The organism is Acinetobacter sp. CIP 102529, assembly GCF_000368325.1.
Lineage (GTDB): Bacteria > Pseudomonadota > Gammaproteobacteria > Pseudomonadales > Moraxellaceae > Acinetobacter > Acinetobacter parvus.
The window spans coordinates 873,912-899,084 of record NZ_KB849355.1; the positions used below are offsets into that span (position 1 = coordinate 873,912).

18 protein-coding genes and 8 pseudogenes are annotated in these 25,173 nt (G+C 41.7%); 14 read left to right on the forward strand and 12 right to left on the reverse strand.

Annotation, left to right across the window (positions count from 1 at the left end):
* The 3 genes and pseudogenes from F972_RS15885 to F972_RS09425 form a co-directional block, all read right to left on the reverse strand.
* Window positions 1-173 (reverse strand): annotated as a pseudogene (locus tag F972_RS15885) (IS4 family transposase); the annotation flags it as partial.
* 264 nt (window positions 174-437) lie between these two features.
* Window positions 438-929 carry a DUF2505 family protein gene (locus tag F972_RS09420; RefSeq protein WP_004682721.1) on the reverse strand — a complete coding sequence of 164 codons (492 nt, stop codon included), beginning with the start codon at window positions 927-929 and terminating at the stop codon, window positions 438-440.
* Between the two features lie 109 nt (window positions 930-1,038).
* Window positions 1,039-1,329, reverse strand: coding sequence for a hypothetical protein (locus F972_RS09425; protein ID WP_026040014.1), 291 nt, complete (start codon window positions 1,327-1,329; stop codon window positions 1,039-1,041).
* A 180-nt stretch (window positions 1,330-1,509) separates the two neighbouring features.
* On the opposite strand from F972_RS09425, the gene F972_RS09430 reads away from it, so the two are divergent.
* Window positions 1,510-1,950 (forward strand): universal stress protein, encoded by a 441-nt coding sequence (locus F972_RS09430; RefSeq protein ID WP_004676742.1) that lies wholly within the window; start codon window positions 1,510-1,512, stop codon window positions 1,948-1,950.
* Window positions 1,951-1,997: 47 nt separating this feature from the next.
* On the opposite strand, the gene F972_RS09435 is transcribed toward F972_RS09430, so the two are convergent.
* Genes F972_RS09435 through F972_RS09445 form a run of 3 tightly spaced genes read right to left on the reverse strand, consistent with a single transcriptional unit; the run spans window position 1,998 to window position 6,205 of the window.
* A complete protein-coding gene (locus F972_RS09435; RefSeq protein ID WP_004682723.1) occupies window positions 1,998-3,161 on the reverse strand; it encodes an alanine racemase in 1,164 nt (387 codons plus the stop codon).
* Between the two features lie 18 nt (window positions 3,162-3,179).
* Window positions 3,180-4,472, reverse strand: a complete 1,293-nt coding sequence (locus tag F972_RS09440) for a D-arabinono-1,4-lactone oxidase (protein WP_004757606.1) — start codon at window positions 4,470-4,472, stop codon at window positions 3,180-3,182.
* Window positions 4,469-6,205: a neutral/alkaline non-lysosomal ceramidase N-terminal domain-containing protein gene (locus F972_RS09445; protein ID WP_004682725.1), complete on the reverse strand. Its 1,737-nt coding sequence runs from the start codon at window positions 6,203-6,205 to the stop codon at window positions 4,469-4,471. Before F972_RS09445 ends, F972_RS09440 begins: the two co-directional genes overlap by 4 nt.
* A 68-nt stretch (window positions 6,206-6,273) precedes the next feature.
* Between F972_RS09445 and F972_RS09450 the strand changes: the two are divergent.
* The 11 genes and pseudogenes from F972_RS09450 to F972_RS09500 all read left to right on the forward strand — a co-directional run.
* Window positions 6,274-6,507 (forward strand): annotated as a pseudogene (locus tag F972_RS09450) (AraC family transcriptional regulator); the annotation flags it as partial.
* 91 nt (window positions 6,508-6,598) lie between these two features.
* Window positions 6,599-7,381 carry an IS3 family transposase gene (locus F972_RS14775; protein WP_004769619.1) on the forward strand — a complete coding sequence of 261 codons (783 nt, stop codon included), beginning with the start codon at window positions 6,599-6,601 and terminating at the stop codon, window positions 7,379-7,381.
* 333 nt (window positions 7,382-7,714) lie between these two features.
* On the forward strand, window positions 7,715-8,224 hold the full coding sequence (locus tag F972_RS09460) for a rhodanese-like domain-containing protein (protein WP_010589149.1): 510 nt from the start codon (window positions 7,715-7,717) through the stop codon (window positions 8,222-8,224).
* A 41-nt stretch (window positions 8,225-8,265) separates the two neighbouring features.
* Window positions 8,266-9,180, forward strand: a pseudogene (gene epsC, locus F972_RS09465) (serine O-acetyltransferase EpsC); the annotation flags it as partial.
* Window positions 9,164-10,060: a family 2A encapsulin nanocompartment shell protein gene (locus F972_RS09470; RefSeq protein WP_034428160.1), complete on the forward strand. Its 897-nt coding sequence runs from the start codon at window positions 9,164-9,166 to the stop codon at window positions 10,058-10,060. The pseudogene epsC and the gene F972_RS09470, both read left to right, overlap by 17 nt.
* A complete protein-coding gene (locus F972_RS09475; protein WP_004682732.1) occupies window positions 10,035-11,978 on the forward strand; it encodes a family 2A encapsulin nanocompartment cargo protein cysteine desulfurase in 1,944 nt (647 codons plus the stop codon). Before F972_RS09470 ends, F972_RS09475 begins: the two co-directional genes overlap by 26 nt.
* A 118-nt stretch (window positions 11,979-12,096) precedes the next feature.
* Window positions 12,097-12,546: pseudogene (locus F972_RS09480) on the forward strand (ABC transporter ATP-binding protein); the annotation flags it as partial.
* A gap of 11 nt (window positions 12,547-12,557) precedes the next feature.
* Window positions 12,558-13,550: a HEAT repeat domain-containing protein gene (locus F972_RS09485; RefSeq protein ID WP_004682733.1), complete on the forward strand. Its 993-nt coding sequence runs from the start codon at window positions 12,558-12,560 to the stop codon at window positions 13,548-13,550.
* Entirely contained in the window at window positions 13,540-13,824 is a 285-nt protein-coding gene (locus tag F972_RS09490) for a gamma-butyrobetaine hydroxylase-like domain-containing protein (RefSeq protein ID WP_004682734.1), read from the forward strand. Before F972_RS09485 ends, F972_RS09490 begins: the two co-directional genes overlap by 11 nt.
* Window positions 13,825-13,965: 141 nt before the next feature.
* Window positions 13,966-15,309 carry a chromate efflux transporter gene (chrA, locus tag F972_RS09495; protein ID WP_004682735.1) on the forward strand — a complete coding sequence of 448 codons (1,344 nt, stop codon included), beginning with the start codon at window positions 13,966-13,968 and terminating at the stop codon, window positions 15,307-15,309.
* A gap of 73 nt (window positions 15,310-15,382) precedes the next feature.
* Window positions 15,383-15,631, forward strand: a pseudogene (locus F972_RS09500) (transposase domain-containing protein); the annotation flags it as partial.
* A gap of 31 nt (window positions 15,632-15,662) precedes the next feature.
* Here F972_RS09500 and F972_RS09505 read toward each other — a convergent pair.
* The 6 genes and pseudogenes from F972_RS09505 to F972_RS09535 form a co-directional block, all read right to left on the reverse strand.
* A pseudogene (locus F972_RS09505) lies at window positions 15,663-16,094 on the reverse strand (type I restriction endonuclease subunit R, EcoR124 family); the annotation flags it as partial.
* Between the two features lie 62 nt (window positions 16,095-16,156).
* Window positions 16,157-17,301 (reverse strand): IS3-like element ISAba14 family transposase gene (locus F972_RS15410; RefSeq protein WP_100834114.1). Its coding sequence is split into 2 segments (ribosomal slippage): window positions 16,157-17,037 and window positions 17,037-17,301, totalling 1,146 coding nucleotides; the frame shifts between segments, so codons are not numbered across the junction.
* 78 nt (window positions 17,302-17,379) lie between these two features.
* Window positions 17,380-19,986, reverse strand: a pseudogene (locus F972_RS09520) (type I restriction endonuclease subunit R); the annotation flags it as partial.
* A 137-nt stretch (window positions 19,987-20,123) separates the two neighbouring features.
* Entirely contained in the window at window positions 20,124-20,498 is a 375-nt protein-coding gene (locus F972_RS09525) for an endonuclease domain-containing protein (protein ID WP_004682738.1), read from the reverse strand.
* A 216-nt stretch (window positions 20,499-20,714) separates the two neighbouring features.
* Window positions 20,715-21,923 (reverse strand): restriction endonuclease subunit S, encoded by a 1,209-nt coding sequence (locus F972_RS09530; RefSeq protein ID WP_004682739.1) that lies wholly within the window; start codon window positions 21,921-21,923, stop codon window positions 20,715-20,717.
* Window positions 21,923-23,491 (reverse strand): type I restriction-modification system subunit M, encoded by a 1,569-nt coding sequence (locus F972_RS09535; protein WP_004757592.1) that lies wholly within the window; start codon window positions 23,489-23,491, stop codon window positions 21,923-21,925. Before F972_RS09535 ends, F972_RS09530 begins: the two co-directional genes overlap by 1 nt.
* Before the next feature lie 242 nt (window positions 23,492-23,733).
* On the opposite strand from F972_RS09535, the gene F972_RS09540 reads away from it, so the two are divergent.
* Both F972_RS09540 and F972_RS09545 read left to right on the forward strand, forming a co-directional pair.
* On the forward strand, window positions 23,734-24,117 hold the full coding sequence (locus F972_RS09540; RefSeq protein WP_004682741.1) for a hypothetical protein: 384 nt from the start codon (window positions 23,734-23,736) through the stop codon (window positions 24,115-24,117).
* Between the two features lie 54 nt (window positions 24,118-24,171).
* Window positions 24,172-24,669 (forward strand): annotated as a pseudogene (locus F972_RS09545) (DUF421 domain-containing protein); the annotation flags it as partial.
* Window positions 24,670-25,173: the final 504 nt, after the last annotated feature.

Sequence of the window (25,173 nt, forward strand, 5' to 3'; positions counted from 1 at the left end):
CGATAAAATGATTGTGGTAAGCACTTGATGGGCAAGGCTTTAGATGCAGAAGAAAGATTGCACGTTTGCTTTAAAATGATCGCAAGCATGATGAGCGAAAAGCACTTTAAATGTGACTTGTTCCATTTTAGAGATTTGTTTAAGATAAGATATAACTCATTGAGATGTGTCATAGTATTCGTCGTTAGAAAACAATTATTGTGACATTATTTCAATGAGTTATCTATTTTTGTCGTGTACAGAGAATTGTTTTGATCAAATCGTAAATAATAGCGTATTGGATATTGAATCGGGTTGCCATAATTTTCATTTAAGAATCTTGTCAAAGTACCGCTTTACTCAGTGTGGTTGGTGTCATTCTTGCGCTTCTGCCCTATTTTCTACGCTTCTAAAAACAAAAAACTCCCCTGACGGAGAGTTCTTTTATCGCATCTAAATTAAAGGTTTTTCTTTAATTCATCTTCAACAATTTCAATCTCAAGTTGGCTAAACTTGCGAATTTCGCCCTCTGCATGCTTTTCAAGCATTCCACCGATCAAAGGTACTTTCACCTTTACCGTCCAGGTCAGAGTAATGTCTACTTGGTTACCGTTACCTGTTACCTTACGCTCAGCTTTCGCTTCCAGTGGCAGGTTTGCGCCCAGCTCAACCGTTGAAGTCAGGTTTTTCAAATTGGTGATGTCTGAACGTTTTAAACGGAACGCATTTTTTAATAATTTTTTCGCAACTTCTGGAATATTTACATCAAGGTTATATTCACGGCGTAGGGTATAAATGTCGCCATTGATGTTGGATTCAATAATTTCCAGATTCTCACCTGGAATACGTTTACACACTGCTTCATGCAATGAGGTGTCGGCAACCAGTCTTGAAAAATCTTCAATTGAAACACCGTGAATTGTTTCGTTAACTGTAAATTGATGTGCCATCTTTAAACTTCCGTTTCATTGTATTTAGGATTTCGGGATTGTACAAAATTATAGCACTGTCTCTTGTAGAACAAAGAATTTTCTTGAAAAAAATGGGTGACTGCACGGATTAGTTATTTTTATTGTAATGATACCGCATACATAGTTTTACCGTTACGTGCTCAATATGGCTGATGTATAGGTAATGGTTGCCGTATTCAATGATGGCATAGAAGTGTTCAGCACCATCATCCAGTCCTGTCGCTGACCATGTGGTGCCCTGTGGAAATTCATCCAGCCATGTGGCTTTATAAAAATCCGAAACGGAGTCAAAAGCCAGATAGCTATCAGGGTCATCCATAATTTTGGCGGCCATCTGATCAAATTTTTGCTGTTTAAATGCTTCCAGACTCAGTAGCACAAATGTTCCCATGATTTTAAATAGTGTTAAATTCAGCATCGTGTCTAAAGTTAATATTTAGCCGAATTACAAAAATACCATGATATTCCTAGCGTTATATTTTGCTAGACCACGTTCAATATGGTATCAACCTATATCGTACTTTTATCTTTTTACAACGATAAATAATAAGGAATAAATATGTCTTATCAAAATATTTTAGTCGCTGTGGATGATTCCCCTATTTCCTATGCAGCAGTTGAACATACACTGTCTTTAGCAAAATTATCAGGGGCAAAAGTAACTGTACTCAGCGTGGTGGCCGTTGATCCATATGTCGGTGTTGATTTTTATCAAGTGGTACCAGCCATTACCGATCATTTTATGCAGGCTGAAGCGCATGCTAAAACCCAACTACAAGATATTTCTCAATCTTTCATTCGCGATGGAATTGAGGTTCAAACCAAAATTCATCATGGCCCAGCCAGTGAGGGTATTATCTTTGTCGCCGATGAAGTGGGAGCCGATCTTATCATTATGGGTTCGCATGGACGTACAGGGGTAAAACGTCTGCTATTGGGTAGCGTTGCGCGTGCCGTTTTAACTGAATCACATATTCCTGTGCTGATTGTAAAGCAATAAGCGCTTATGTGAATGTCTAAAGCCTTGTTATTGTGCAAGGCTTTTTTCTATTCTCGAAAGCTTTGCCATGTTTTAAAGGTATTTCGCTGATATAAATTTAAAGTTGAAAATTGCGGAATAATCGCTTCACTTTGCGTTGGTCTTAAAAATACAAAATCATCGACCTGAATATCACAATCTCTTGGCACATTGACTAACTCCTGATTGCTACTCCGTCCATATAGAAAATGCGGATGTGCTTGTTTCGGATAGACGTAATTGGCCAGCCAATAGCCGCCATAAATAAATAGGGCTTTAGATTTGTGTGGCAGTTTATCCAGTACAGACATGGCGGGAAGTTGGGTATAAGACAATACTTTTAATACTGGCGTAGCAATCCATAAAGCTGGCCGTAAAGCGGCTAAAAACTGACTGTCAAAATCGCTTGGTTTTAATAACATCGAACCAAAAGACAGATCATTGCAAACACTTTCTGTGGTATGAAAACTAAAAGTAGGACTGCCCCCGCCATTGAAACAAAGATTATCATTCCACAACGTAGGAAACTGTTTTTGAATCAGTTTTTGATATTCGGAATAAACCTGTTGTGATTGCTGATACGCCTGTCCTGGCTTTTTAATTAAGGCTGGAATCTTGGTGACATGCGCATCGTAGCCCATTAAACCCGACAGTTTTAAATACTGTGGATATTGCTGAATCAGCTTTAATATTTCAGTGAGTTGCTGGGTTGACTGCACCCCACCACGATGCAAGCCGACATCAATTTCAATATTCATTTGCAAGCAGATTGAATACGCCTGTGCAATCTCTAAATATTGTTTTAAACGCTGCGTGGTATCCACCAGCCATTGAATCTTTGCATCAGACCATTGCGAGTGCTGTTCATAGAAATGATGTACCGCTTGGGCTGGCATCGGCTTGCCCAGCAAAATATCCGCTTCGGCAAAGTTTTCTAATATTGCAATGATATGCGGTTGATGGAATAGCATAAATCGCTGGGTATTGATCTGTTCAGACAGCATTTTTAATAAGTCTAAGCACGCCAGAGATTTTACCACCAGACGTGGTTTTAAGTGTTGGGCATGGGTAAGTCTTACTTGAACATGCTGGATATTTTGTTTTAAGGCAGCCTCGTCCACGATGAGTTGCGGTGTCGCCATCCCCTGCTTTTTTAGATCAAGATTGAGTTGTTTAAAAAAATAATCCAGCATACTGATGTCCTTGTTGTTTTAATCTTTTGCTAAAAATAACTTTTCCAGATATGGATTTAAAAACTTGGCCTGTGGGTCAAGCTGCTGACGCAAGGCCATAAAATCATCCCACTTTGGGTATAATGCCCGAAGCTGTACGGTGCTCATCGTATGCATTTTACCCCAATGTGGGCGTCCCTGATATTTCTGCAAAATTGGCTCAACCACATCAAAGATTAAACGTGGGTCCTGTTTATGATATTGATGTACTGAAATCGAAATTGAATCCTGCTGATAAAACGGACTGAGCCAAATATCATCAGCTTTGACAAAGCGAAATTCCAGTGGAAAAAAGGTGGCAACCTGATGCTTTCTTAAGGCACGCAACACCTCATCCAGACATGCAATGCCCTGATCAACGAGAACATGGTATTCCATTTCATTAAACTTGGTATTACGCGGCGTTGGAAATATCTTACTCGACCAGTCAATATAGGTGGTTGGTTTGACAAAAATACCCAACAATTTCTGTAAATACGGATTCAGTGAGGGAAAGCTTTTGGTCAATTCAGAACACATGGTCAGCAAGGTATCATCCGAGGGGAAATTTTCCTTGCGTGGCAAAATCTCCTCATCGGTTTCATCCAGCGTTTTCAGCATCAGCTGTTTTTCATAGGAAAATACAAAACACTCAATATGCCGATGCTGATGTTTCCATTGCTGGATGTGTTGCATCATGTCCTCAACAGGACACAGCTCAATGTGTTCCCTGAGTTTATAGCGTGGACGATTTTGCATGGTGATCTTGGTCAATATTCCCAGACTTCCTAGGGAAACACGCCCAGCGGCAAAGATTTCAGGGTTTTCAGTTCGACTACATTTTAAAATTTCACCCGAAGCGGTAAGTAATTCAAAGGCTTCCACATAAGCCGAAATACAGTGCAAATCGGCTCCTGTCCCATGTGTTCCCGTTGACACCGCACCTGCCAGACTTTGCTGATCAATATCACCCTGATTCATCAAAGCCTGATTAATGGATTGCTGCTGTAAATACTGATCTAAATCGTATAACCGTGTGCCCGCATAAATATTGCTTTGACAACGTTCTAGATCGAAAGATGCAACACCTGAAATTCGATCTAAAAATACTAAGGTTGCATCGGTACACACTAACGGGGTAAAGGAATGCCCTGCCCCGACCACCCGTATTTTTGCATGATCCCGAACAATAGACTGCAATTCCTGAATATTGGTGGGTTGTAGAATCTGTTGCGGCTTGGCTTTTTGGAAGCCCGACCAGTTCGACCAGATGCCTTGTTTTAAATCACTCATACTGCCTCTCCCTGGCTTGTCGCAGTTTTTAAATTACCATAATTGCTTCGTTTTGCGAGTTCCTGTTCTGGAATCGGTTTTGGTCGTGTGACTTGATCATAATTACGCTGATTTTTATCCAGCAATAATTGTTCAGCCAATAACTTGAATTTGCTTTGGCAAGCTGCCAGTGTCCATTGCCCAAACAGGGTATGTCCACCCTCATAGGCCTGTTCCTGATATTCTTCATAGGTGGTGACATAGCCCATATAATCATTGCAGTAGGAGGCCAACCAAACGCGCTCTATATCAGACTGATCAGCAAATACCTGTTTTACCGTATCCACAACCCGTTGTCCTGCAATGGTGGTGAACTCGCCTGGACAACAGACTATTGCCAAATTCCCCAATCGAATCATCTGTAATGGCACAACGTTTGGCACCAATGGACTCTGCTGAATCGCGCCCGCCTTGACCTGTCGGTTCATCTCTGCAATGAGAGGATCAAGAATACTGGGCGGAAAACCAATCGGCTGACCCAAAATCTTTTTAGAGCCTGCCTCTAATACAATCTGTTTCGGCCCCTGTGAAGCATAGAGTTGTTGATAGTTGACAAAATCTGCTGCCTTGGGATTTTTGCTCTTTTGTTTACGCAATTGGTCTGCCAAAAACTGCATAACTTTAATTAATGGCTTTGGTGCGCCTAATCCATCGACAGGCGTACCAGCAAAAAAAGCGGTGCCATGACAGGGTTGACTGGTTTTTGCGCCAATCTGCCCTTGTGCAAATTCAGGTGGAATCTCAATATTGCTTAAATCCACATAGGAACATATCGCATCAATTTTTCCTTGTATTGGCTTTAAAGATTGCTGGAATGCAGCCAAAGCCAGTTCACTTTGATAGCGTCCATTTTGCTGTGCATATTGGTATTCCTGTTCGCCTTTAATCTTGTTACGAATTTTAAGCTGATCTTTTCCATGAAAATGCGGAGAGACATCGCCTGCAGTGGCTTGAGCAAAAATCGTGACTGGATTTTGAATACCTTGCTCAATTAAAGCCTGCTCAGAAAATGCAGCGGCATAACCTTTATTGTCCCCATCATAAGCCTTTAATTTATTACCAAGACAAGTAGCATGGACACCAAACAATGAAATAAAGGATTGTAACTTTTGTTCCCGATAAAAACCGATCAGTTGCATTTCACGGTTTAAAGCCAAATGTGTTTCACGCTCTGAATATGGCTTCACCTCTGGATTACGGTTATAAGCCTTAATCGAGCGATTCCATGCCACAGGTGTATCTGCGGCAAAATGCTGGGTGCTAAGACAAATCTCAGTGTCTTGTTCAGTATTAATGCAAGTTTGAATACTCAGTACAATGGCATCCACAATTGCATTTAAATGTTCGGGCACAAAACCTGGGGTTGGCATGTTATATAAGGCTTCATGTGCGCAACCACCTGGCCCAGAATGGGTATGGGTTGCCATCAGTACCAATTGATTTTCATCAAACTGGGAACCCAATATTTGCTGTAATCGCTGCATAGATTGACTGCGCATGGCATGGGTAATACAACCTAAATCCAGACAGCAGATAATGAGCCGATGCTGTTGCTGATCAATAATACTAAAGCTACGTGCATATAACGCCGTACGTTTTTCATAGGCACGATGTGACCATTGTCCATAGCCAAACATGGCATAGCCTTTTGGTGTAATTTTAATTTCCTGTTTATCCCAACCAACCTGATACATTGGTATTTTCCTTTTAAGTTCTTTTTCTAGCTGTCTGTTATAAAGCATGTTGAAAGTTAAACAAAATTATACGATATCCAAAAGGGTTAAAAAGAGTTTATTTTGGAGGGCAAAACGGACTTATGCCTAAACGAATCATTCATACAACTGGTGCGCAACAATTTACACCACCGACCATTCTGGCCAGCCTGATCCACTATGCGGAACAACAGCATTGGGATTATCTAACATGGTTTAAAGATTCAGGTCTGGATATAGGGCAAATCCAGCAAACAAATGGTGTCGTTCGTTTTACCCAAATGTATGAAGAGAACCGTACCGAGTCTGTCGGAGAGTCAATATTCTGAGATGAGAAGCATTGCTTCGCAAGACGTAGCGAAGCGTAGGGTCCCGATGACAAAATTAAAATATACCCCTGAAATCAGAGAAAGAGCGGTTCAATTATTGATTGAATCTAAAAAAGATTATCCATCGAACTGGGCAGCAGTTTCTGCAATTGCGCCTAAAATTGGCTGTACTCCTGAAACTCTACATGTTTGGTATCAAAAGCATTTAGATCAGCAAAATCCCATTAAAGTACAACAGATATCTGACCAAGAAAAAATGAAGCAAATGGAACGTGAAATTAAAGAATTAAAGCGTGCCAATGAAATTCTACGTAAAGCAGCCGCTTTTTTCATCCAGGCGGAGCTCGACCGCCCACACAAATGCTGGGTCTATACCGCCTTTATTATTGATGTGTTCTCACGAGCAATTGTTGGATGGAAAGTATCGACACGCATGAATACAGATATGGTGCTCGATGCACTGGAGCAAGCATTGCACGATCGAGGCATGCCAAAGAATGTGATTCATCATTCCGATAGAGGTGTTCAATATCTTTCTATTCGCTATACCCATCGTTTAGAAGCAGCAAATTTACGAGCATCAGTCGGTACAACGGGTGATTCATACGATAATGCTTTGGCTAAAACGGTGAATGGCTTATACAAAACAGAGGTGATTGAATATTTAAAAGCAGATTGGCAAGGTTTAGCAGATGTACAACTTGCGACATTAAATTGGGTAGATTGGTTCAACAAAAAGCGTGTACACAGTGCACTGGGTTATGTATCGCCTTTTGAGTTTGAAGAAATCTACTATGATAAGATTAATCCGTTAGGTCAGTTGGCCTAACTTAAATAAAAAAGTCTCCGACAAACCCGATACGGTTCAGGTTTTACTTGATCCACCTTATATACATTAACCTTGAATTCGATTTAAGGTTAACTTATATAGGTGTGGGTTTGATGTAAATTTAAAATATTTAATTGTGATAAATAAATCTCTAATCATACAATCCACTTAAAATAAGATTTTTAGTTTTAAAATCCATATCCACACTCATTTAATAAAATCCTTCTATTTATCAAAAATAGATATATAAATAAATTTTGATTATTTTCCTGAATATAAAAACAGTCCTAAGATAAAAACATCATCCAGCTGATGTATAAAGGTTATAAAAAAATGAATGCTCAATTTGATTCTACCCAAGCCGTAGAATCCACAACTACAATTCACGGTTTATCTGCAAACCCACAAGAAATATTACAGCGTGCCCACCACTATGCTGATGAAAATGAACTCGATTTTACGGGCAGTGTGCCGCCTGTCGAAGCATGGTGTCTGGTTGAACAGGGTCATGCTGTTTTAGTTGATGTGCGTACCAGTGAGGAACGCAAATTTGTCGGTTATGTACCTGAAAGTATCCATGTTGCATGGGCAACTGGCACCTCATTCAACCGCAATCCGCGCTTCCTGAAAGAACTTGAAAGCAAGGTCGGCAAGGATAAAACCATTCTGTTGCTCTGCCGAAGTGGCAAACGTTCGGCTCTGGCCGCAACTGCTGCATTTAGCGTGGGTTTTGCCCAGGTCTACAATGTGCTTGAGGGTTTTGAGGGTGACCTGAATGAATTGCAGCAACGCAACCAAAGCAATGGCTGGCGTACCCACCAGTTACCGTGGTTACAAGATTGATGCTGTTTTTTCACCCAGCGATTTTCAGATTAATTTAATACTTGGTTTTGCAAGGAATCAGCGTGAGCAAATGGAAAATCCAGCCTGTTGTTGAGGGCTTACAACAAGCACGTCATGAATGGCGTGAACGTCAACATCGCATCAAGGAGTTTGGCGGACGTGAACTGCCTTCCAGGGAATCTCTTAAATCCATACTGGATGACTTGTGTGGCATTTTATTTCCAATGCGACTAGGACCAAGTGACCTGCGTCAGGAAACGGAGGACTATTACATTGCCTATACGCTTGATCGTGTGCTGAATGAGCTGTTCTCACAGGTTAAGCTGGCCTTGAATTACGAGGCCAAAAGTCGGGTAAAGCAAGTTCCTGTCTCCAGTAATGACCATTTGCTCTACGAGCAGCAAATTGCTTTGGCCAAGACCATTGTGCAGGATTTTGCCAATACCCTGCCTGAGATTCGCCGTTTGCTGGATGCTGATGTCTGTGCCGCCTATGAGGGTGATCCAGCAGCACATAGCGTGGATGAGGTGCTGCTATGCTATCCAGGTATTTTTGCCATTATTTATCATCGGGTTGCACACCAGCTTTATCATAGTGTTCCCCTGCTCTCACGCATTATTTCCGAACTGGCCCATTCTGCCACAGGCATTGATATTCATCCTGGCGCACAAATTGGCAAGGGCTTCTTTATCGACCACGGCACAGGTGTGGTGATTGGGGAAACCTCTGTAATTGGGGAATATGTCCGCATTTATCAGGCGGTTACTCTCGGTGCCAAGCGTTTTGAGCTGAATGATGATGGTGCATTGAAAAAAGATTATGCCCGTCACCCAATTGTGGAAGATCATGTGGTGATTTATGCAGGAGCAACCATTCTAGGTCGCATCACTATTGGCCGAGGTTCAATTATTGGCGGAAATGTCTGGTTGACCCACAGCGTTGCGGCAGGCAGCCAGACAGCTTGCGAATGCCACCAAGACTGTTCCACAACTTTCGACCATTACACCACGCTGGCTGACCCATTTACTACAATGGTTACCTGTAGAAGCGGGTATTTATCGCGTTAACCGTGTCAGCAACACTGATGACATTCAAGTTGCTTGCACACAACGTGACGAGGCTACTTTACCCCAAACCTTTGTGGATTATGATGCACAACCGCGCGAATATTTCCTAAATGGAGTATCTACCGTTTTAGATATCCATACCCGTGTTGCCGATCTTTACAGCAGCCCACACGATCAAATTAAAGAACAATTACGCTTAACCATTGAAACCATTAAAGAACGCCAAGAAAGCGAGCTGATCAATAACCCAGAATATGGTTTATTGGCCAGTGTGGCAGACGAGCAGCGTCTCTCAACCCTGAGTGGCCCACCAACTCCAGATGATTTTGACGACCTGTTGCGCAAGGTCTGGAAAGAGCCAGGGTTTTTCCTTGCCCATCCAGATGCGATTGCCGCATTTGGCCGTGAATGTACTCGCCTTGGCGTTCCACCACCAACGGTCAGCCTGTTTGGTTCTCAGTTCATCACATGGCGTGGTGTACCTTTGATTCCATCCAATAAAATCCCTGTGGAAGATGGCAAAACCAAGATCCTGTTACTGCGTGTTGGGGAAAAACGTCAGGGCGTGGTCGGCTTGTTCCAGCCAGGTCTGGCAGGTGAACAATCTCCTGGGCTTTCGGTACGTTTTATGGGCATTAACCGCAATGCCATTGCGTCTTACCTGATCTCACTGTATTGCTCACTCGCGGTTTTAACTGATGATGCCCTTGCGGTACTCGAAGATGTGGAGGTGGACAAGTATCATGACTACCCAGTTAACTACAAATAATCCAAACAGTAGTCCAACGGGTTCTGAAGTGGTCGGTGTTCAGCCACCGTCCAGCTTCCCAGATGAAGCAACACTTTCACGGCTTGCCTCAGAGTTTTTTGCGGCATTGCCCAGTTCTGGGAGTGGTCATCCATCTGGACTGAATCTGGATTTACCCGTTGCTACGCCACCACATCCGCCACAGCCTGCTGAACCATTGGCAGCCCTGAGTGGTCGTGCGCCCAATATTGCCTATGAAAAAAGTTTAAACCCTGAGTATCCTGAGCATATTCCGAACTATCCTGATTATCCTGAACGCCGTGCGGTGGCTTCTGCGCCAGTGGTCGGTGGTGCAAACCTGCCTAAGCCACCCTTTGAGCCGACTTTTCCACAAGCGGTTCATAGTGCGCCCAATGTGGCATTGGTTGAGCCATCACGCCCTTCATCCAGTGATGCTTCACCATTTTATTTTTTAAATGATTTAGCCGCACCCAAAACGTCAAGTGCTGAATTTGACGCTACTCGTTTTGCCACAGCACAATCATTCCAGTTACCTCAAGGTGATGGATTAAAAAGTTTATTGCAGGATGAGCAAAAGCCACAGTCACCAAGTCAGTCATCTTCGGGGTTTTACTTTCTGGATATTCCATCAAGCCATCAGGCCTATGGCAATTATCAACCGTCACAACCGCAGTTTCTTGCCAGCTCGGCACAGCCACTGGATGTACATGCCATACGCCGTGACTTTCCCATCTTGCAAGAACGGGTCAATGGCCGTCCTCTGGTCTGGTTTGACAATGCAGCGACCACACAAAAACCGCAAAGCGTGATTGATCGGATTTCCTATTTCTACCAGCATGAAAATTCCAATATTCATCGTGCAGCGCATGAACTGGCAGCCCGTGCCACCGATGCCTATGAACATGCCCGTAATGTGGTGGCTCGTTTTATTGGAGCAAAATCATCCAAAGAAATCATTTTTGTCCGTGGCACAACTGAGGGTATCAACCTGATTGCCAAGACATGGGGCGAGCAGAATATTGGTGAGGGTGATGAAATCATTGTCTCTCATCTGGAGCATCACGCCAATATTGTGCCGTGGTTCCAGTTGACTAAAAAAGTCGGGGCAAAACTGCGTGTCATTCCTGTGGATGATACGGGACAGATTATCTTGGCTGAATTACCCAAGTTAATTAATGAGCGTACCAAGCTGATTTCCATCACTCAGGTATCCAATGCTTTGGGTACAGTGACACCTGTTCCTGAAGTGATTCAGATTGCCCATGCCAAAGGTATACGAGTACTGGTCGATGGTGCCCAGTCGGTGTCGCATATGCCCACCGATGTACAGGCACTGGATGCTGACTTTTTCGTGTTTTCTGGCCATAAGGTGTTTGGCCCCACAGGCATTGGTGCGGTTTATGCCAAGCCTGAGCTGCTCGAAACCATGCCTGTCTGGGAAGGCGGTGGCAACATGATTGAGGATGTCACCTTTGAGCAGGTGGTTTACCAGCCTGCCCCAAATAAGTTTGAAGCAGGTACAGGCAATATTGCCGATGCGGTGGGTTTAGGGGCTGCACTGGAATATGTGGAACGCATTGGGATTCACAATATTGCCCGTTATGAGCATGACTTGCTGGAATATGGTCAACACGCGCTAAGCAGTGTCAAGGGTTTACGCCCGATTGGCACGGCCAAAAACAAAGCCAGCGTGATGTCCTTTGTGCTTGATGGTTATTCGACTGAGCAAGTCGGTAAGACGCTGAATCAGCATGGCATTGCGGTTCGATCAGGCCATCACTGTGCCCAGCCGATTTTAAGACGTTTCGGTGTGGAACAAACTGTCCGCCCCTCTCTGGCGTTCTATAATACCACTGAGGAAATTGATTTACTGGTATCGGTGTTGCATCAGCTCTCCAGAAATAAACGCACAGTTTAATGTTTCACTATTACAAGGAAGCTGCCAATGGCGGCTTTTTTGTGTTGACAAGAACAATCTATACAAATGCTCTCTTTTAAGGAGATTTTATTTGGTCGAAATTTGAGCTAAGTTTGCGGTCGGGCTGAAAGGCTTTGAACATAAATATCCTGCTGAACTTTCAGGTGGCATGCAGCAACGGGTCGAGATTGCGCGTGTGCTGATTAATCAGCCTCGCGTGTTGCTGATGGATGAACCCTTTGGCGCACTGGATGCCCAGACCCGTTTAAAGATGCAGGAACTATTACTGGAGATTTGGCAGAACATTCAAACCTCAGTGCTATTTATCACCCATGATATTGATGAAGCCTTATTTCTTGCAGATCGAGTACTGATCATGAGCCATCGGCCTGGACGGATCATTGAGGAAATCAAGCTGGATTTTGCCCGTCCTCGTCATGTCGACCTGGTCACCTCACCTGAATTTACCCAGATTAAAAAACATTGCATTCAAGTATTAAAACACGCCACACAAGCTGAACTCAGCCGACTGAATCCGTTGGGTCTGAATCAGAGAATCGCTGTTTAGGAAGATTAAAAATGAGTATAGATTACCCAACACTGCCTGATCTTGATGAAGATTATGCTGATTATATATTGCAGCTTAATCAGGACGATGAAAATATCCGTTTCGTGGCGATTATGAATATTGCCGATGAAGAACAGCCTGAATTATTGGCTTGGCTGCATCATGCGGCAATACATGACCCAGCGTCCAAAGTACGTGAACTGGCAGCCACCCGTTTAGAGGGCTGGGAAGATACCACCTCGCTGCACACCTTAGCCCAAGCCCTCACCGATTCGCATCACAATGTACGCTTGGCTGCGGCACAAAGCCTGAGTGAAATTAAAATAGCTGAATCTGCTGAGCATTTAGCGACTTATTTACAACATCAGGATGATTTTGTGATTGCTTCAATCTTGCGAGCCATCAGGGAATTACGTGCTGAACAGTTATTTACTGATATTTTACAGCATGTTCAGCATGCCAACCCTTTAGTGCGTAAGGAAGCTGTCAGTACCTTAAGCTGGCTGCAAAAACAACAAGGTTTGGTGGCTTTGGCTGAAATTGCTAAAAATGATCATGATGCCGAAATTCGGCGCATTGCCACAGGTGGCTTGGGTGCAAGCCAAAGTTTAAGCCCTGAAATATTAGCCGCTTTAGAAAGTTCATTGACTGCGAAAGAATGGCAATTGCGTGTAGAAGCCGCCTTGACCATTGGCAAGCTGAAAGCGATCGAACTGGAAAATATCCTGTTGCAACAACTGGATGACAGCTATTGGCAAGTGCGAATTGCAGTGACGCGTAGTCTGGGCTTACTGAAAGCCAAATCTGCGATTACAAAATTACAGGAAAATTTCCAGCATGACATCAGCAACTTGCGTAAGGAAGTGGCAATTGCATTAGGTGAAATTGGCGGCGAACAAGCACAGAATATTTTATTACAACACGCCGAAGACCCCGATCCAGAAGTACGTAAATCGATTCGTATTGGACTGGCCTTGATTCAGGAGAAACTTAATGCAGCTTGAACCAACTGAAATCAAGGTCAATGTTGAACAACAACTTTTATTGCTGAGTTGGGCAGATGGTCAGCATAAGAATTTTAGCCATGAGCAATTGAGAGCCAATTGCCCCTGCGGATTTTGCCGTGCCAGTCGTTTACGACAGAAAGAGATTCAGTATCCTGAAAATGTTGCCATTTCAGCGATTTACTCACAAGGCTACGGCATTCAAATCTGCTTTGATGATGGACATGATAAAGGCATATTTCCGTGGGCATTTTTGAAAGAACTTATGGTTTAATAAAAACATTCAAAGTGATGAAAATATCTTTAACAACTCTGCCATTTCATCATTTTGAATGATTCACTCCTTAAAATATCGAGGTTAAATCAGTCCAGCTATTCATCATTCGCCATAAAAACAAATTCTTTGGAAATTTCCATGCAACCATCAGATACCCTACCTCCGATTCAATCTGTCTCCTTCTGGGATGCTTTTCGCTTCTGGCTTAAATTGGGGTTTATCAGCTTTGGCGGGCCTGCTGGCCAAATAGCGGTAATGCATCAGGAACTTGTGGAAAATAAACGCTGGATTTCTGAAAAAAGATTTTTGCACGCACTCAACTATTGCATGTTACTCCCTGGCCCAGAAGCACAACAACTTGCCATTTATATTGGCTGGCTCATGCACCGAACCGCAGGTGGCTTAGTTGCTGGCATTTTGTTTGTTCTGCCATCATTATTTATCCTGATTGCCCTATCATGGATTTATGTTCAGTTTGGTGATGTACCGATTATTGCAGGCCTGTTTTACGGGATTAAACCTGCCGTAACCGCAATTGTATTCCATGCAACTTACCGCATTGGCAGCCGCTCACTAAAAAATGCTTATCTTTGGTTGATTGCGGTGGCTGCGTTTATTGCCATCTTTGTGTTCAACACCCCTTTTCCCTTAATCATTTTAGCGGCTGCGATTGCTGGCTATGTGCTGAGTAAGCAAAAACCAGATTTATTTAACGCTCAGGCTTCCCATCAAAATGATCATAAAAGTTATGGGGCAGCCCTGATAGATGATGATACCCCGACGCCTGCACATGCAGTTTTCCATTGGGCCAGACTCGCCAAAATCCTGAGCATTGCAGCATTACTCTGGTTTGTTCCAATGCTGGTTTTGACTCTGGGACTGGGATGGCAACATGCCTATACCCAAATGGCATGGTTCTTTACCAAAGCTGCCTTGCTGACTTTTGGCGGTGCGTATGCGGTTTTACCCTATGTCTATCAAGGTGCGGTCAATCATTATGCATGGCTGGATCCAACCCAGATGATTGATGGTCTGGCACTGGGTGAAAGTACCCCAGGCCCACTAATCATGGTGGTGGCTTTTGTTGGCTTTCTAGGCGCATATAACCATGCATTATTGGGTGCTGATCATTTATTTTTAGCTGGGACAATTGGAGCAGTTATTGTCACATGGTTTACATTCCTGTTTTCCTTTGTGTTCATTCTCGCAGGTGCTCCGATGATTGAATCCACGCATAATGAACTTAAATTTACTGCGCCACTCACGGCGATTACTGCTGCTGTGGTCGGTGTCATTCTCAATCTTGCCTTGTTCTTTAGTTATCATGTGCTCTGGCCAAACGGCTTTCATCACCCTTTTAATTATGAAGCGGCATTTATTACTTTGGCTGCATGTATTGCACTATTCAAATTTCAGCTCAATGTGGTGTATGTGATTTTTGCTTCGGCCTTTTGTGGTTTAATCCTCTATATGGGTGTTTAAACATGCATACACAACTTAAGCAATTATAAGAGAGGTGGATCAGGAAAAAGACTGACGGTATAGCAGAACAGCGCCGCTTTGTAACAATTGGATAGAGAATCAGATGCGTCCCTGGGGGTTGGGACGCAAGAACTGGTTATTTGCAGGTTCGCTGCGTAGTGGTCAACGAGCGGCCAATATCATGACTTTAATCCAGTCAGCAAAGCTGAATGGGCTGGATCCGTATGCCTATCTCAGTGATGAGCTGAAAAAACTGCCGACGCATAAAGTGACCCAAATAGAAGAATTGCTACCACACCGCTGGAAATCCGACCAAAATTAAAAAATACCATGGGGTTCAGCGGACGCTTACACTACAACCCCACATAAAACTTCTCAATCAATTGACGTGTTTTCACCAATAAATTGGTCAACACGTTATCCCGTTCAAATAACTTGACTTTATAGTTTGGCAGTTCTTTCATCTCCTCTTTGCGTGGAAGACGTTTATTAAACTCATAATTATCTAAAACCTGTTTCATCACATCAGGTTTTAAATTTTCTTGCTCACAGAAATGCTGATAGGCTTGCTCTTTTTCCGCATCCCAGAACTGAGCAAAAGCCACTTGGACGCTTTGCCCGTTGATCATCTTAGGCATATTTTCTTCGATGAACTTTTGAATCAAATCTTGCTTGTCATGCAAGCTAATATCACTACCAATCAGATCATGTACTTGAGCTTCGTATTTCTTACGCTGCTCATCAGTTTCAGCATTCACTGCCATCTGTAGCAGTGTCAGGATATACAGAGGTGGTCCCACTTGTTTGAACAACTAAAAGCGTATTTATAAGTGATATTCCGCTCTAGTTAAGCCACCTTGTTTTGTTGGGGTAGCTGATCATAGTAAAACTCATTTGGTGTCATTTTGTCTAGACTCGAATGAGGTCGTTTCAAATTATAAAACTCAAAATATGCACTTAATTGCTTTTTCGCATCTGTGACACTGCTATAAGCTTTGAGATACACCTCTTCATATTTAACGCTCCGCCATAATCGTTCAACCATCACATTATCTACCCATCGACCTTTACCATCCATACTGATTTGAATGCCATTTGATTTCAATACATCAATAAATGCATCACTGGTGAACTGACTGCCTTGGTCTGTATTCAATATTTCAGGTGATCCATATTTTTCAATCGCTTCATTTAAAACCGAAATACAAAAATCCACCTCCATACTAATCGATACCCTATGCGCAAGTACCTTGCGGCTATGCCAATCAATCACAGCACATAAATAAACAAAGCCTTTTGCCATAGGGATATACGTTATATCCGTAGACCACACTTGATTACTGCGCTGAATAGCCAACCCTTTGAGCAGATATGGATATTTACGGTGAGCTTGATTAGCCTGGCTTAAATTTGGTTTGCAATATAACGCCTGAATACCCATTTTCTTCATTAAAGTACGTGTATGACGTCGTCCTATATGATGCCCTTGACGATTCAACAAATCACGCATCATACGACTGCCTGCAAAAGGATATTGCATATGTAATTCATCAATACATCGCATCAGCTTCAGATCTGATGAGCTAACAGGTTTTGGGCGATAATAATAACAACCACGGGAGACTTTCAGCAGCTTAGCTTGTTTAGATACTGAAATCTGAAGTGAGTCGTCGATTAACTTTTGTGGTTGAAGCGGCCCAGTTTCTTCAACACACCTTCTAAAAAATCAATTTCTAATGCCTGCTCACCGATTTTTGCATGTAACTTTTTAAGATCAATGGGGGGTTCTGATGGAGCTTTTGATTGATCGAAAGCTTGCGAGGAAGCTGAGATCAATTGATTTTTCCAGTCAATAATTTGGTTTTGATGAACATCAAATTCAGCACTCAATTCAGCAAGTGTTTTTTCTGCTTTAATCGCAGCAAGTGCTACCTTAGCTTTAAAATCATTTGAATGATTTCTTCTTGGTCTACGTGCCATAAAATACTCCATATATTGATGTTTATAACATCATTTGAGGAGCAGAATATCACTTATAGGAGTTGTTCAAATTTACGGATCCATCTCTTACCCCACATTAATGCGGTCACTGTGCAGTAGGTCCAATTGGAAATCGACATCATCCAACACAGAGACTTTTTCTTTCTTGGTGGTCTTACGAATTGCTCGACAGAGATCGGCATATTTGGATGCAAAATTCGCAAAGTGCTGCTTATCAAGCTTAGTGTCGTCTTGATCATACTCAATGAAAGTTTGTAGCTGGGCGTTGTAGCGCATCACTTCACGGAATGCCTTGATGAACTCTAGTTGTTGATCTTCTGTGACTAAATCATCTACTGTTTGATAATCAGGCGTAATACTGAGTAGCTTTTCAACCGCTTGCTCATAATCTTGTTTGATTTCATCAAAACTTGGGACAAGTACAGTCTTGCGTGCTTCTTTATTTGAAAATAATGCCAATGCTTGATCGGTGGCACGTTTTAGGTTACGGAAGCTAATAATATTCCCGAATGGTTTTTTATCATTGTAGACACGGTTAGTCCGTGAAAAAGCCTGAATTAGACCATGATATTTAAGGTTCTTATCGACATACAAGGTATTTAACGGCTTTGAGTCAAAGCCCGTGAGGAACATATTTACGACCAGTAAAATATCAATCTGCTTTTTCTTTACCCGATCTGCAATATCACGGTAATAGGCATAGAATCCATCACCAGAGTTATAATTCGTGCCGAACTGAGCATTATAATTGGCAATATAGCGATCCAATTTATCACGACTAGACTGATTTATTTGGTTCGGAGTATCCGTTGATTCTTCTTGAATCAATCCATTTTGGTCGTTGTTCTCAACAGCTTCATTCGCACCGTAGGAGAAAATGGTCGCAATGGTGAGAGGTTTAAATAATCGCCCCTCCGCTTCGTCTTGTTGTTGCTTTTCCGCTTGGACTTTCTCAAATAGGTCGTAATATTGGGTCAAGGTATCAACTGAACTCACACAAAACATTGCGGTAAATTCACGATTCTTGGTTTTGGTGTCATGTGTCTCAACGATATAACGTGCGATCATTTCTAATCGCTGCGGATTGTCATATAGCTCTTGGGTATCAATCCCCTCGACATCTTCGTCAAATTGCTCATGATTTTCTATTAACCCCATCCCGACCTTCCCCTTTAAAAGGGGAAGGGGTAAAGCCTCTCCTTCCTTTGCAGGGAGGGAATTAAGTGTTGGCAAGTTCCCCTGATAAGGGGAATTTAGGGGGTCAAAAACCCCACCCGACCTCGCCTCATCAAACTGGTCATTGCTTGCCATACCCTTAGCAGTATATTTGCCACGGTAATCAATCTGGAACTGCAATACATTGCGGTCTCGAATCGCATCTACAATGACATATTGATGCAAACATTGATTGAATAAATAATCTGTGGTGAGTTTCAAACCTGCTTTAGATTGACTATTTTCCTCAAAGATCGGTGTTCCCGTGAATCCAAACATTTGCGCATTGCTAAAGAATTTTTTGATGTTTTGATGGGTATCACCAAATTGGCTACGATGACATTCATCAAAAATGAATACGACTTTCTTGTCTTTTAGATAATTGATGTGTTCTAAATAGCGGTCTGTGCTAATCGCACGATTTAACTTTTGGATGGTGGTCACAATCAGTTTGTCGTGGCGTTGATCGAGTTGTTTTACCAAAGTATGCGTGCTGTCTGTGCTATCCACACTCTCCGCTTTAAAAGCATTAAACTCACGTGAGGTTTGTGTGTCGAGGTCGTTACGATCCACCACAAACAAGACCTTTTCTACATCAGGCATATTCATGATGATCTGACTGGCTTTAAATGAAGTCAGGGTTTTACCTGAACCTGTAGTGTGCCAGATATAGCCGTTCTGATCGGAGTTTTGCACATGCTCCACAATTTTCTGCACCGCATAAATCTGATAGGGACGCAGCACCATCAGGCTTTTGGTGGTTTCCAGCATTACCATGTATTGAGTCAGCATGTCTGTAAGATGCTGATGATTTAAAAATACTTCGGCAAAGTCGACAATTTCATTGATGTGTTTATTGGCAACATCTGCCCATGGAAAGGCAAACTCAATCCCAGTCGTACCATTTGAGTAATAGCGAGTATTTGCACCATTACTAATGACAAAAAGCTGAATAAAACCAAATAGCCCTTGCCCTGCCCAATATGCTTCACGAATATAGCGTTGCGTTTGATTAAAGGCTTCGGCAATTTCCATGCCTCGTTTTTTCAATTCAATTTGAACTAAAGGCAAACCATTGACCAGTAAAGTCACATCAAAACGGCTGGTTCTGCCATTATAGTCGCGGTGGTCGATGGTGATTTGATTGGTGACTTGGTATACGTTTTTACTTGGATCATCTGATAAAAAGAAGATGTGCTTGCTTGAACCATCATCAAATTTAACAGGAAACTGGTCACGTAAATTTTTAGCCCGTTCAAATACCGTGCCTGTATTTAGAAAGCTAATGACCTGCTTCCATTCAGTTTCTGACAGTGGCGCAAGTCCATTGGCACGTTCAATTTGTGTTTTCAGGTTAGACAGTAGTTGGCGTTCATCCTTGATGGTCACCGCAGCATATCCCAATTGCTTGAGCTGGCTAATCAGTTTATTTTCAAGTTGGTATTCGCTTTGTACTGTCATTTAAAACTCAATTTATCCATGATTAATCGCCCTAATTTTAACCTGCTAAATCTAAACCCCTCTAAATCTCCCCTTATTAAGGGGAGACTTACCACGAATCTTATAAGTCATGGGATTCGTGCTGTTCTCCCCCTATTTTAGGGGGAGTTAGAGGGGGTTTTTACAACCTGCTGTATTAATTGACATATACCATCAATATTCGTCATAACTTCATGGTTGCTAAATCGAATGGTCGTTAAACCCAACTCTAGCATAAATTTATCTCTAATTTTATCATAAGCTTGGGCATCTTCGAAAAAATGGCTTTCACCATCGACCTCAATAATCAATTTTAATTCTGGACAATAAAAATCGACAATATAATGCCCAATACCATGTTGCCTACGGAATTTCACTCCAAACTGGCTATTTCTTAAAATCCCCCATAACCGTTTTTCAGGTTCGGTCATGTTATTGCGTAATGTTTGACGGCGTTGCTTATATTCTATTTTGTTAAATATTTTTTGTGTCATGGTTTTTCTCAATTTATTCTCAACCTAACTTCCCCTTTTGATGGTGAGGGCTGAAAAATTTACCCCCTCCCCACCTACCCCCCTTGTCAGGACATGGTCGTCAAGTGCAACCCCACCTAACTTCCCCTTAATATGGGGAGGAACTCCACGAATCATATTCAGCCTTTAATTTCGTGGAAAGTCCTCCCTTGCAAAGGGGGGATTTAGGGGGGTAAATCAGACAAACATCTGCTGCAACAAGCCTTTTTTCCAAGTTTTTGCTTGTTCTATTTGCTCTGCCACAACTTCAATTTTTTGATCAATGGCAGATAAGAAGTTGGCGATTTTGGTTTGTTCTTCTAGGCAAGGAAATTCAATCTCTGAATCTGCTATTACATTCCAATCAGCTCTTGGCATTTTAGAACCAGATTGAATATTCGTTAGTTCGGTAAATTGCTCACTTTGAACAAACTGGAATAAGTAATCATTCGATATTTTCAAACCTGTTAGTACCCAAATTTCACTAGAGCAAACGCCTTTAAATTTAGGTTTAGCAAATTTTCTTAAATATGGTCGTAGCTTCCCAAACAAAACACTGTTCTTTTCAAACAAATTTTTTGTACTTTGCTGTTCACAACTTTCAATAGTGCCTAATATTTTCCCAGTATTTTGAGATAAATGCTCTAATTCAATACAGGGTAAATTCCCCTCGTTCTGAGGATTAAAATTTTTAGATTTATTTGTGAAAACATCACGAATTATATTTATTTCCCACTCCCCAAATTCACTGCCATCATCCGCTTTAAAACGAATCTGCTGGCTAAACAACTTCTGCATCATGCCTTGTTTATATTGGCTAAGTAGCTCATGTTTTTGAGTCAGTTGGCTAATCTTTTCATCGACTGCGGAAAGGAAAGAGGCAATTTTGGTTTGTTCTGCTTTGGATGGATAAAAAACTTCATATTTAGACAAAATCTTATGAGATGAATGTCGTACTGTTGTTCCAGTTGAAGTCTCTTTAATATGCTTTAAATAGTTTTCAGTTAAAAAGAAATTCAATAAGAATACCTTACCGATTACATCTTGGTTTGGTTCAACTTTTAAAATTCGCTGATTTAATAAAATTTCTTCATTCAGATGCGGCAATAAAATAGGTTTACCTAATAATTCACATGATTGTGTCAAATCAGTAAGTAATATTAATAGATCATTTCCTCGACATACAAATTTCTCATCACAAGATTCAATTGTGAATTTGGTATTTTGTTCAGTAAATAATGCACGCCCATATGTCGTGAAGTTTCTAGGTGTTATAAGTTTTCTACCATTTTCATCAAATTTTTCACTATCAAAAGCATACCCTGAAATAAATTTAGCTATGTTTCCTAATGTCTGAGAACTCCAATCCCCATCAAACTCTTTAAATCTTAACTTTGGCGTAGCCATTACTTCACCTCCGCAAAAGGTGAAACAATACCTAGCTCTTTGCAGAAATCTGCAATGATGGCATCGGTTTTTTGGCTGTCGTGTTCCAAAGCTTGAAGCTGTTTTGCAATCGCATCTAAATCAATCTCGGCTTCCGCTTCAAAGGTATCGACATAACGCGGAATATTCAGGTTGTAATCGTTATCTTTGACTTCTTGCAAGGTCGCGACATGCGCATATTTTTCAATATTTTCACGCTTTTCAAATGCCGCAACAATCTTATCCAAATGCTCAGGCAATAACTTGTTTTGATTCTTCTGCTTTTCAAAATCATTGCTGGCATCAATAAACAGAATATTGCCGCTCTGCTCACGGTTTTTCTTCAACACCAAAATACAGGTTGGAATAGACGTGCCATAGAAAATATTGGCGGGTAGACCAATAATGACATCCACCACGTTCATCTGTTCAATCAAATACTGACGAATCACGCCTTCACTGGAACCACGGAACAAGACGCCATGCGGTAACACCACCGCCATGGTGCCGTTGTCATCCAGTTGATACAGCATGTGCTGTACAAAAGCCATATCGGCTTTGGAGCTTGGCGCCAGTTTGCCATAAGAAGCAAAACGCTCATCTTGTAAAAATAACGGATCGGCAGACCATTTTGCAGAAAATGGCGGATTCGCCACCACCGCATCAAACTTTTTATCTAAATGCTGCGGACGGGTTAAAGTATTTTCCTGCTTGATGTCGAACTTGGCAAAATGCACGTCATGCAGAATCATGTTCATGCGCGCCAAGTTGTAGGTGGTACGGTTCATTTCCTGACCGTAAATCATATCGACATCTTTTACTTCACGTTTTACCCGTAGCAATAACGAACCTGAACCACAAGTCGGGTCATAGACTGAACGTAAACGCTCTTTGCCTTGGGTGACAATCTTCGCCAGTAAAGTCGATACCGTTTGCGGGGTATAGAATTCCCCCGCTTTTTTGCCCGCACCTGAGGCAAATTCGCCAATCAGGTATTCATAGGCATCCCCCAGTACATCGGCTTCGGTATTGGAAATATCAAAATCAATATCATCTAAATGACTCAGGACTTTCGCCACCAGTGCATTACGGTCACTGGCATTATTGCCGAGCTTGGTCGAGTTTAAATCCAAATCTTCAAACAGGTTGGCAAAGTCATCGGCAGAGTCGGTGCCTAACGTGCTTTGTTCAATCGATTTTAAGGTCGCAGTTAAATCATCCAGAATGAATTCGCCCTGACGACCACGCTCGGCTAAGGTATGGAATAGCTGTTTGGGTGTGAGCGCATAACCGACTTCGGCAATGGCATTCTTTTTAATTTCTTCGATGTAGGGCACATGCTCAGCATTATTTTCATCTAATTCTAAAAAGCTGAGGTCTTCGCCATCGAGCAATTCATTGGCAAAGTTCACCGCTTTTTCTGATAAATATTTAAAGAAAATAAAACCCAGAATGTAATCACGGAATTCATCGGCGCCCATAGTGCCACGCAAAGTATTGGCAATATTCCAAAGTTGTTTTTGTAATTGTTGCAGTTGTACGTGGGTCATTGTTATAGAAGTCCGATGAAATGAATAAAACATGACTAGTGTACCGAAAATTAAAGTTTTTTCAGCAGCCTTTGAACAGAAATATATTAAAAGTTTAGAGGGGCTGGTTGTCCACGATACTGTCTAGGATCAGAAATCATTTCTGCATGGTTGAGTAAAGTATCAATAAAATCAGAGTGATCAAGTATTCCATGTTTTCTGTAGTAGAGGTAGGATATTCCGAAGAGGTTTGGAGAATCTAAATGAATGTAGAGCGTGTATATACAGATGAAGAAGCTGTAGAGCTCCGTACAGCCCATATGTTAGCAAAAAGTATCATGGGTCACTCTTACCCTCAAAATGTCATAGAGGCTGCAGAAAAGCGATCTGAGGAAGACTTTGAGAGAATCGTTAGTGGAGAGGTCACACGAGCAGAAGTGGAAGCTGAGTTATTACTTCAATGGAACAAAAAAATGGCACTTCAACAGAGAATTAGTGAACTAGAAAAAGAACTCAAAGTTGGTCAAGAAATTCTTAATAACTGGAAAAATACAGAAGATCCATTGTTTGAGCGGCATAAAAGCTGTGTAGAGGGAATATTATCTAGACTTGTAAATATTAAGTGTCAATTAATAGAGGAAAGGTAATCTTACTGAAAATACTTTGAAGTTTTACTAAAAAGAAAATTAAATAGGTGTAAAATGGACTTTATAAAAATACTATTAGCTGATACTACATTTACTTTTGCAGCAGAAATTGTACTTCGTAGTGTCTTGATGTACTTCCTGATTATCTTAGTTTTAAGATTTTCTGGTAAACGTGGTGTTAGGCAACTTTCCATCTTTGAAATCGCAATTATTCTTAGTTTAGGATCTGCTGCTGGCGATTCTATGTTCTATGAAGAAGTTCCGATCATTCATGCTGTCATCGTTTTTGCAGTAATTATGGCTTTATATCGCTTAACAACTTATTTAATGATGAAATCCGATGCTATTGAGACCGTATTGGAAGGTCGACCAATATACATCGTCAAAAATGGTTTACTGATTGTTGAGGATATTAACCGAGAAAAGTATTCATATGATGAGTTCTTTGCTGAAATGCGCCAAAAGAAAATAGAGCACCTTGGACAAGTTAAAATGGCACTGCTTGAGACTGATGGCTGCCTAAGCGTGATCCCATATTCTAAAGAAAATTTGACATCCTCCCCGACCTAAAGGACGGGGATTCCTACTGCTAGATGGCAATGTCCTGCCACGAAACAGATACTATAGTTCTCTGCTTCTTATTCCAATGTAGTCCTACCTTTCGGATTGCAAAGAGTGCACGGATTACAATGGGGAAAACTGTTTTTTTCGTGTTGTATCAGTCTGCTGACTAAAAATATACAACGTAATTATCATAGCACATGGATTACTAGATTCAAATGTTTTTAGCAATCCTAGCTAATCCCCACAAGGGGGACTAGCGGATTGCAGCCTTATATCCTCGGGCTAAACCCCGAGGTTTTACGGCTATTCGGATAAAATGGGGTCTTCCTTTGTTTCCCGATGAATACCAAATCGCAAATCATCACAATGTAGATCACTTTTATTCTTGTATGTTATGTGGCCAAACCCAACTTTTAAATCATTTAAAAGAAGAATGCCCTCGCTGTCAAAATACAAAATGGGCTAAATCCTGTTTGTATTGCGAGGAATATC

What these genes read in the sequence shown, in the direction of transcription:
- F972_RS09485 (WP_004682733.1), top strand. Translation starts at nt 12,558, where the DNA reads ATGAGTATAGATTACCCAACACTGCCTGATCTTGATGAAGATTATGCT.
- F972_RS09535 (WP_004757592.1), bottom strand. Translation starts at nt 23,491, where the DNA reads ATGACCCACGTACAACTGCAACAATTACAAAAACAACTTTGGAATATT.
- F972_RS09525 (WP_004682738.1), bottom strand. Translation starts at nt 20,498, where the DNA reads ATGACACAAAAAATATTTAACAAAATAGAATATAAGCAACGCCGTCAA.
- chrA (WP_004682735.1), top strand. Translation starts at nt 13,966, where the DNA reads ATGCAACCATCAGATACCCTACCTCCGATTCAATCTGTCTCCTTCTGG.
- F972_RS09460 (WP_010589149.1), top strand. Translation starts at nt 7,715, where the DNA reads ATGAATGCTCAATTTGATTCTACCCAAGCCGTAGAATCCACAACTACA.
- F972_RS14775 (WP_004769619.1), top strand. Translation starts at nt 6,599, where the DNA reads ATGACAAAATTAAAATATACCCCTGAAATCAGAGAAAGAGCGGTTCAA.
- F972_RS09445 (WP_004682725.1), bottom strand. Translation starts at nt 6,205, where the DNA reads ATGTATCAGGTTGGTTGGGATAAACAGGAAATTAAAATTACACCAAAA.
- F972_RS09420 (WP_004682721.1), bottom strand. Translation starts at nt 929, where the DNA reads ATGGCACATCAATTTACAGTTAACGAAACAATTCACGGTGTTTCAATT.
- F972_RS09540 (WP_004682741.1), top strand. Translation starts at nt 23,734, where the DNA reads ATGAATGTAGAGCGTGTATATACAGATGAAGAAGCTGTAGAGCTCCGT.
- F972_RS09530 (WP_004682739.1), bottom strand. Translation starts at nt 21,923, where the DNA reads ATGGCTACGCCAAAGTTAAGATTTAAAGAGTTTGATGGGGATTGGAGT.
- F972_RS09490 (WP_004682734.1), top strand. Translation starts at nt 13,540, where the DNA reads ATGCAGCTTGAACCAACTGAAATCAAGGTCAATGTTGAACAACAACTT.
- F972_RS09435 (WP_004682723.1), bottom strand. Translation starts at nt 3,161, where the DNA reads ATGCTGGATTATTTTTTTAAACAACTCAATCTTGATCTAAAAAAGCAG.
- F972_RS09475 (WP_004682732.1), top strand. Translation starts at nt 10,035, where the DNA reads ATGACTACCCAGTTAACTACAAATAATCCAAACAGTAGTCCAACGGGT.
- F972_RS09440 (WP_004757606.1), bottom strand. Translation starts at nt 4,472, where the DNA reads ATGAGTGATTTAAAACAAGGCATCTGGTCGAACTGGTCGGGCTTCCAA.
- F972_RS09430 (WP_004676742.1), top strand. Translation starts at nt 1,510, where the DNA reads ATGTCTTATCAAAATATTTTAGTCGCTGTGGATGATTCCCCTATTTCC.